At 68.0% G+C, this 7,066-nt stretch carries 6 protein-coding genes and 1 pseudogene; 5 read left to right on the top strand and 2 right to left on the bottom strand.

The genetic code is table 11. The annotated features are described in order from the left end of the window. The coding region (locus E3T55_RS15175; protein WP_134520387.1) for an ABC transporter permease at positions 1 to 853 on the bottom strand (853 nt) is incomplete at its 3' end. Between the two features lie 27 nt (positions 854 to 880). After that, complete coding sequence (locus E3T55_RS15170) at positions 881 to 1,927, bottom strand: iron ABC transporter substrate-binding protein (protein WP_134520386.1); 1,047 nt, start codon at positions 1,925 to 1,927, stop codon at positions 881 to 883. A gap of 170 nt (positions 1,928 to 2,097) precedes the next feature. Here E3T55_RS15170 and E3T55_RS15165 point away from each other — a divergent pair, with 170 nt between their 5' ends. From E3T55_RS15165 to E3T55_RS15145, 5 genes and pseudogenes are all read left to right on the top strand, one after another. Beyond that, positions 2,098 to 3,339, top strand: coding sequence for an MFS transporter (locus E3T55_RS15165; RefSeq protein WP_134520385.1), 1,242 nt, complete (start codon positions 2,098 to 2,100; stop codon positions 3,337 to 3,339). A gap of 246 nt (positions 3,340 to 3,585) precedes the next feature. Then, entirely contained in the window at positions 3,586 to 3,987 is a 402-nt protein-coding gene (locus tag E3T55_RS15160; RefSeq protein WP_134520384.1) for an IgG-binding virulence factor TspB family protein, read from the top strand. Next, positions 3,984 to 4,532 carry a hypothetical protein gene (locus tag E3T55_RS15155; protein ID WP_134520383.1) on the top strand — a complete coding sequence of 183 codons (549 nt, stop codon included), beginning with the start codon at positions 3,984 to 3,986 and terminating at the stop codon, positions 4,530 to 4,532. Before E3T55_RS15160 ends, E3T55_RS15155 begins: the two co-directional genes overlap by 4 nt. Before the next feature lie 35 nt (positions 4,533 to 4,567). Then, a complete protein-coding gene (gene nucS, locus E3T55_RS15150) occupies positions 4,568 to 5,263 on the top strand; it encodes an endonuclease NucS (protein WP_134520382.1) in 696 nt (231 codons plus the stop codon). A 507-nt stretch (positions 5,264 to 5,770) separates the two neighbouring features. Further along, positions 5,771 to 7,028: pseudogene (locus E3T55_RS15145) on the top strand (IS110 family RNA-guided transposase). Positions 7,029 to 7,066 lie beyond the last annotated feature (38 nt).

Raw genomic sequence — 7,066 nt, 5'->3', positions numbered from 1 at the left:
CGAGCCAGCGCCCCGCACGCCGCGCCGGGGTGGTGCTGCGGCCGCCGGCGCGGTCGACCTGCCCGCGGCTGCGGCGCTCCCCGGCCACGACGACGAGCGCGAGCACGACGAGCACGAGGGCGAGCAGCGCGGCCTGGTTGCGGTCGAAACTGGCGCCATAGGCCGCGTTGATTCCCCAGGTCAGGGTCTGAAAGCGCAGCATCGAGACGAGCCCGAAGTCGCTGAGCGAATACAGCGTCACGAGCAGAGCACCGGCAATTGCGGCCGGTCGGATCTGCGGCCAGGTCGCCGCCCAGAACGCCCTGATCGGGCCGCGCCCGAGGGTGCGGGCGACCATTTCCAGGTCGCCGGATGCCCCGCGCAGCGCCGCCGCGACCGGAAGCGTCACGTAGGGGGTGCAGACGGCGGTCATCACGAACCAGGCCGCACCGAACCCGTTGAGGGTGGGAAACCAGACCAGCCAGCCGTAGGCGGCGAGGTAGCTCGGCACCGCAAGCGGCAGCGCCGCGATGATGAGCAGGCCGCGTGCGGCGGGCAGCCTCAGCCGCGTCAGCAGCAGGGCGCTCAGGGTGCCGAGAATGAGGCAGCTTGCGGTGACCGCGGCCGCCAGCAGCACCGAGTTGAGGGTGAGCTGCAGCACCCGGGGGCGCACCAGCGTATCGAGCAGTTCGCCCAGCCCCGCCTCGGTCGTGCGGACGACCAGATAGGCCAGCGGAATGGCCGCCGCGGCCGCGCAGATCGCGGCGAGCACGAGCAGCCAGAGCGGAGCCGGCAGCCGGGAGTCGGCGCGCCCGGGCACACCCGCCCCGCGCGCTCCCTCGCGGGGAGCGCGCTCGGTGCGGGTTGCGCCCACGGCTGCCGGTGTCGTTGTCGGAGGCCTCTAGATCAGGCCGTGCTTGCCGAGCAGGGTCTGGGTGATCTCGAGCGACTCGAGGTCGGCCAGGTCGAGCTCGGGGTTCACGAGCGAGTCGATGGCCGGCAGGCCCTCCGGCGCGTCGACGCCCTCGATGAGCGGGTACTCGTAGGTTTCGTCGACAAAATACTGCTGGGCCTCGGCCGAGACCAGGAAGTCGATGAAGGCGAGAGCGTCGGCATCCGTCGCCCCGCTCTGCAGCAGACCGGCGCCGGTCACGTTGACGATCGATCCGGCATCGCCGGCCTCCGGATAGCTGAGCTGGGCTCGCATGTTTTCGGCGCCGGTTTCGGCGGCCTGGGCGAACCAGTAGTAGTGGTTGATGAGTCCCGCGTCGACGACGCCCTCATCGACCGCCGAGAGGATGGCGCGGTTGTTGTCGAAGATCTGCGGCCCGTTGGCGGCAATCGCGGCGACCCACTCGTCGGCCGCCTCCTCGCCGTTCAGCACCCGATAGGCGGTGACGAACGACTGGAAGCTCGCGTTGGTGGGGGCGATGCCGAGGCGTCCGGCCCACTCGGGCTCGGTGAAGGCGTCGACGGATGCCGGCACCTCGTCGGCCGTCATGGTCTGGCCGTCGTAGGCGATCACGCGGGCACGACCCGTGACACCGACCCAGGTGTCGTCGGTCGAGGTGAAGCCCGCGGGCACCTTGTCGGTGGTCGCGGCGGGCAGGGTGGCGAAGAGGTCGGCGTTGCTCAGGGCGCCGAGGGCGCCGGCGTCCTGGGCGAGAAATACCTGCGCGGGGCTCTGCGCGCCCTCTTCGAGCAGCAGCGCGCCGAGTTCGGCGGTGTTGCCGTAGCGCACCTCGACTTCGATGCCGCTCTGTTCTTCGAACAGGTCGATGAGGGGCTGCACGAGCACCTCGTCACGGCCGGAGTAGAGGGTGAAGGCACCGTCTTCTTCGGTCGCCGCGGTGCCGGCGTCGTCGGTGTCGGCGGGGGCGCTGCATCCGGTGAGAGCGAGCACCGTGATTCCGGCGGCAAGGGCGAGAAAACGGCGTGAGGGGCGCATAAACGATCTCCAGAACGAGTGACGGGATGTGCTACTAAGGCTAGCCTAACCTACGAACGCGACCGGCCGCATCCGTCGCCTCTCGCGAGAGCGGGTGAATCGTCGGTTTGAGCGCAGCTAACCGACGATTCACCCGCACTCGCGGGGTGGGGCGGGCGTACGCTTAAGTGATGTCTGCCGCAACCCTTCGAGCCTGGCGCAACGCCGTCTTTGCGATCTTCTTTCTGAGCGGCCTCGGACTGGCGAGTTGGGTGTCGCGGGTTCCCGCGGTGCGCGACAGCCTCGACCTGTCGACCGCCGACGTGGGCATCGTCATCTTCGGGCTCTCGGGCGGTTCGGTGCTCGGCCTCGTGATCGCTACGCCGATGCTCGCCCGCTTCGGCGCCCGGCGCGCCATGGTGCTCGGCATCGGGGCGGCGGCCCTCGGCCTCGTCGTGGTGGGGATCGGCACGGGCGTGCTGCCGGCCGCCGCTGTCGTGATCGTGGGTCTCGCACTGTTCGGCCTCGGCACCGGATCCGTCGACGTGATCATGAACGTCGAGGGCGCCGCCGCGGAACGCGCGATCGGCAAGACCCTGATGCCGCTCATGCACGCCTGCTTCAGTCTCGGAACGGTGGTCGGTGCGCTGCTCGGTGCCGGGGCATCCTTCGTCGAACTCTCGGTGCTCGCTCACCTCGTGATCATGGCGGTACTCGTCTTCGGCACCGTGCTCGTGGCGGTGCGCTTCATTCCGGTGATTGCCGAGCTCGGCGACGAGGGCCCCGCCCACACCGGCGCGATCGCGGTGGCCAAGCCGGTCACCGGCTGGCGCGATCGCCTGCGCGAGAACCTCAGCGTCTGGCGCGACATGAAACTGCTGCTGATCGGGGTGATCGTGCTCGGCATGACCTTCGCCGAGGGCTCAGCCAACGACTGGCTGGCCCTCGCCGCGGTCGACGGCCACGGCCTCAGCAACACCCTGGCCGCGATCGTCTTCGGGGTCTTCGTTGCCGCGATGACCGTGGGCCGGGTGCTCGGCGGGCCACTGCTCGACCGCTTCGGCCGGGTGCCCGTGCTGCGCGCCTGCGCCGTGACCGGCATCGTGGGCCTGTTGCTCTTCATTCTGGCGCCGACCGTCTGGCTGGTCTTTGTGGGCACCGTGCTGTGGGGCCTCGGCGCATCGCTCGGATTTCCGGTGGGCATGTCGGCCGCCGCCGACGACACCACACACGCCGCAGCTCGGGTCAGCGCGGTCGCCATGATCGGATACTTCGCCTTTCTCGTGGGGCCGCCGGTGCTCGGCCTGCTCGGCGAGGCCTGGGGCATCCTGAACGCCCTGCTCGTGATCCTGGCTCTCATGGTGCTCGCCGGCTTCGCGGCGCCGGCCGCGCGCAAACCCGTCGAGGCGCCGCAGCCGCAGCAGACGCCGTAACCGGCCTCCACCCCCTCGCGGCACTCCTCCGCGCGGTCACGCCCCGCCGCGGCACTCATCCGGCAAGACGGCACTCCTTCCAACACGTGCCTGCATGCGCAACGAGTGCCGCGACGCCCGGGACGGCGGGCGACGGCCTCCGAAGAGCCGATTGGCGTCACACGCCGTGCAGGGCCAGCATGGAGTCACTGTCTGCGCACGAACAATGCCACGAAAGTCCCGATGCTCCACTCTGTTCTCCGCCCAATGCCGTTCGGACTGTTGAAGCTCGGTGGTCTGGCGATCATCGCCGGGATACTCCTCACTGGCTGTACCTTCGCCGACGAACCGGCGGTGTCGTCGCCCAGCGCGACCGTCGAGCCCACGCCGACACCAGAGCCGACACCAGAGCCGACACTTGAGCCGACACCCGACCCGATCGTCGACACCGGGCCCGCCGAGGGCGCGATGGGGCCGGTCGAAACGGATGCCGAGGGCAACATCCGCTATACGACCGTCGATGGCGACGTGGGCGGCCTCATCTGCGACCGCTTCGGGCGGGCGTACTGGCAGCTCGAGCGCCTCGATGGCGCCGGCGGCTTCGACTGCCACACCATCATCGGTGTCGGCGTTGTGGTGATTCCCAACACCTCCGAGAAGCCGTGGTGACTGTGCCCGAGCCGGCGACACGCTTCGCGGCCGTCGCCGTCGCCGTCACGGTCACGCTCGCGCTGACCGGATGCGTTCAGTTCGCCTCCAGCACGCGCTCGCTCGCGGTCACCGAGGCCCGCACGATGCTGCCCTACGCTGAATCATATTTCGAGGCGGTGCTCGCCGATTTCGTCGACCGGGACTCGGCACTGGCGGCGATTCGAGCGGGCGAGACAGGGTTCGGTACGGCCCTGCTCACGGCCGAAACGCGTGACGATGTTCTGCGCAGCGATTTCAACCGAACCGGGGTAGCACTGTACGCCACGGGGGCCGACAACGATCAGCTGTATGCGGATGTGTTGGTTTCTGCCCGGGGAGTGACCTCGGACTGGACCGGGGAGGACGCCGAAATTGTCTATCTCTGCGTGCGCCAGCTGGGCACCCCCTCACAACCGCGGAGCGCCTCCATCGAGCAGGCGACCTGCCCTGACGACCTCATCGACATCACACTGCCGGGAACACCCGCCACGGTCGTGACCTTGGCCGAGATGAGAAGCGAATGAGCGACCTCAGGCTGCTGAACGATTAGGCTGCTCGAGTGCGCCTTGTAATAGCCGAATGTTCCGTTGACTACGCCGGACGCCTCAGCGCGCACCTGCCGCTGGCCACCCGCCTGCTGATGATCAAGGCCGATGGCAGCCTGCTCGTGCACTCCGATGGCGGCTCCTACAAGCCGCTCAACTGGATGAGCCCGCCCTGCAGCATCTCGCTCAGCGAGCCCGACAGCGAGCAGACGGATGCCGGCATCACCGCCCTCTGGACCGTCACCCACCTGAAAACCCTCGATCAACTCGTGGTGAGCATCTTCGAGGTCTTCCACGACTCCGCGCACGAGCTCGGCATCGACCCCGGGCTGATCAAGGACGGAGCCGAGTCGCACCTGCAGAAGCTGCTGGCCGAACAGATCCACCTGCTGGGCGACGGCTTCAGCTTCGTGAAACGCGAATACATGACCGCGATCGGGCCGGTCGACATTCTCGCCCAGGATGAAAACGGTGCCAGCGTGGCCATCGAGCTCAAGCGCAACGGCGACATCGATGGTGTCGAGCAGCTCACCCGCTACCTCGAGCTCATGAACCGCGACCCGCACATCGCCCCGGTCAGGGGTGTCTTCGCCGCGCAGACCATCAAACCGCAGGCCCGCAAGCTGGCCGAGGATCGCGGCATCCGCTGCCTGCTGCTCGACTACGATGCCATGCGCGGGGTCGACGACACCGCGACCCGTCTCTTCTAGCTCGGCTCACGGCCTCCGCACCGGCCAGGGCGCTACGGATGCGCCACTTCGGCACTGCGGATCAGGCCGGGCATGTGGGGCGATGCGGCCAGAAGGTGCCGTGCCGGCGGAAGCTGCACGTGCGCCGCGAAGGCGCAGGCACTCGAGCGCCCGGAAGCTGCACGTGCGCCGATAACCCGCAGGCCGTCACTGTCAGGCGCCCAAGACCTGCACCTGCGCCTGTAATCGCGGGCGCACGAGCAGTTATCGGGCGCACGAGACCCACGCAGTGCAGGATCCGGGTGCACGAGCCCGGGGGCGCCCGTCGCCCCTGAACGATCCCCCCCGTTACCTTGTAAGTAGCCCTTGGAGCTTTGCTTCTGAAGGGTGTTGGCCTGTTAGGCCCGGCATGGTTGTTGCCCCCAGTCGTTAATGATCCGGGGGGTGTTGTCACCGGGCCTGACTGGTATTGGGTGATCGCTAATAGGGGCTCGACTGGAACTGGTTTCCTGGCCGAACGTAACGTGGATGCCGAGACTTGATGCCGTGGACAGGCCAACCGATCCGCATGGCTGACGGGAAACTCATGATTGAGAATTACGACAGCGTTGACGTGTTCATAGGTGTTGACGTTGGAAAAAGCGAACATCACGCGGTCGCGCTCGACCGTTCCGGGAAACGGCTTTACGACAAAGCGCTCCCCAATGATGAGGCCAAATTGCGGGCCGTGATCCAGAAGCTCAAGGCCCGCGGCACCGTGCTCCTGGTCGTCGACCAGCCCGAAACCGTCGGCGCACTGCCCGTCGCCGTCGCGTATGCCGAAGGCATCCTCGTGGGCTACCTGCCCGGCCTCGCGATGCGGCGCATCGCCGACCTACACGCCGGCGAAGCGAAGACGGATGCCCGCGACGCGGCGATCATCGCCGAAGCCGCCCGCACCCTCCCGCACGCGTTGCGGCCGATCCGGCTCGAAGACGAGCAGGTCGCGGAGCTGTCGATGCTCTGTGGTTTCGACGATGACATCGTCGGGCAGATGACCGCGACCAGCAACCGGATCCGGGGCTTGCTGATGCAGATCCACCCAGCGTTGGAGCGGGTTCTGGGCCCGCACCTCGACCACCCCGCCGTCCTGGACCTCCTTCAGAAATACCCGACCCCGACCGCGCTGAAAGCCCTCGGCAAAGCCCGGCTCGGTAACCGCCTCGTCAAGCTCGCCCCACGAATGGGCCGACGCCTAGCCGAGGAAATCTTCCAAGCCCTGTCCGAGCAGACCGTCGTCGTCGGCGGCACCCACGCGACCCGAGCGGTGCTGCCGCGCCTCGCCGAACAGCTGGGGACTCTCCGTCGCCAACGCGCCGAGATCGCCGTCGAGGTCGCTGAACTCGTCGCGGCCAACCCGCTGGAACCGATCATCAGGAGCATGCCCGGCGTCGGCGTCAGGACCGCCGCCCGCGTCATCACCGAGATCAGCGGCAAGGACTTCGCGACCGCCGGCCACCTCGCCTCCTACGCCGGCCTGGCACCGGTGACCCGGCGTTCCGGATCATCGATCCGTGGCGAGCACCCCTCGAGGCGCGGCAACAAGGTCCTCAAACGAACCCTGTTCCTCTCCGCTTTCGCAGCTCTCAGCGACCCCGTCTCACGCAACTACTACGACCGCAAAATCGCCCAAGGCAAACGTCACAACCAAGCCCTCATCGCCTTGGCCCGCCGACGCTGCGACGTGCTCTACGCCATGCTCCGTGACGGCACCCTCTCCGAAATCAGAACACCACTCACGACTTGACGAAACACATAGGGGCACCCCCCACAGGCCCCACCACG

The sequence above is a fragment of the Cryobacterium frigoriphilum genome, assembly GCF_004403305.1.
In the GTDB taxonomy this organism is placed as follows: domain Bacteria; phylum Actinomycetota; class Actinomycetes; order Actinomycetales; family Microbacteriaceae; genus Cryobacterium; species Cryobacterium frigoriphilum.
This window is presented reverse-complemented; position numbering and strand designations above follow the sequence as displayed.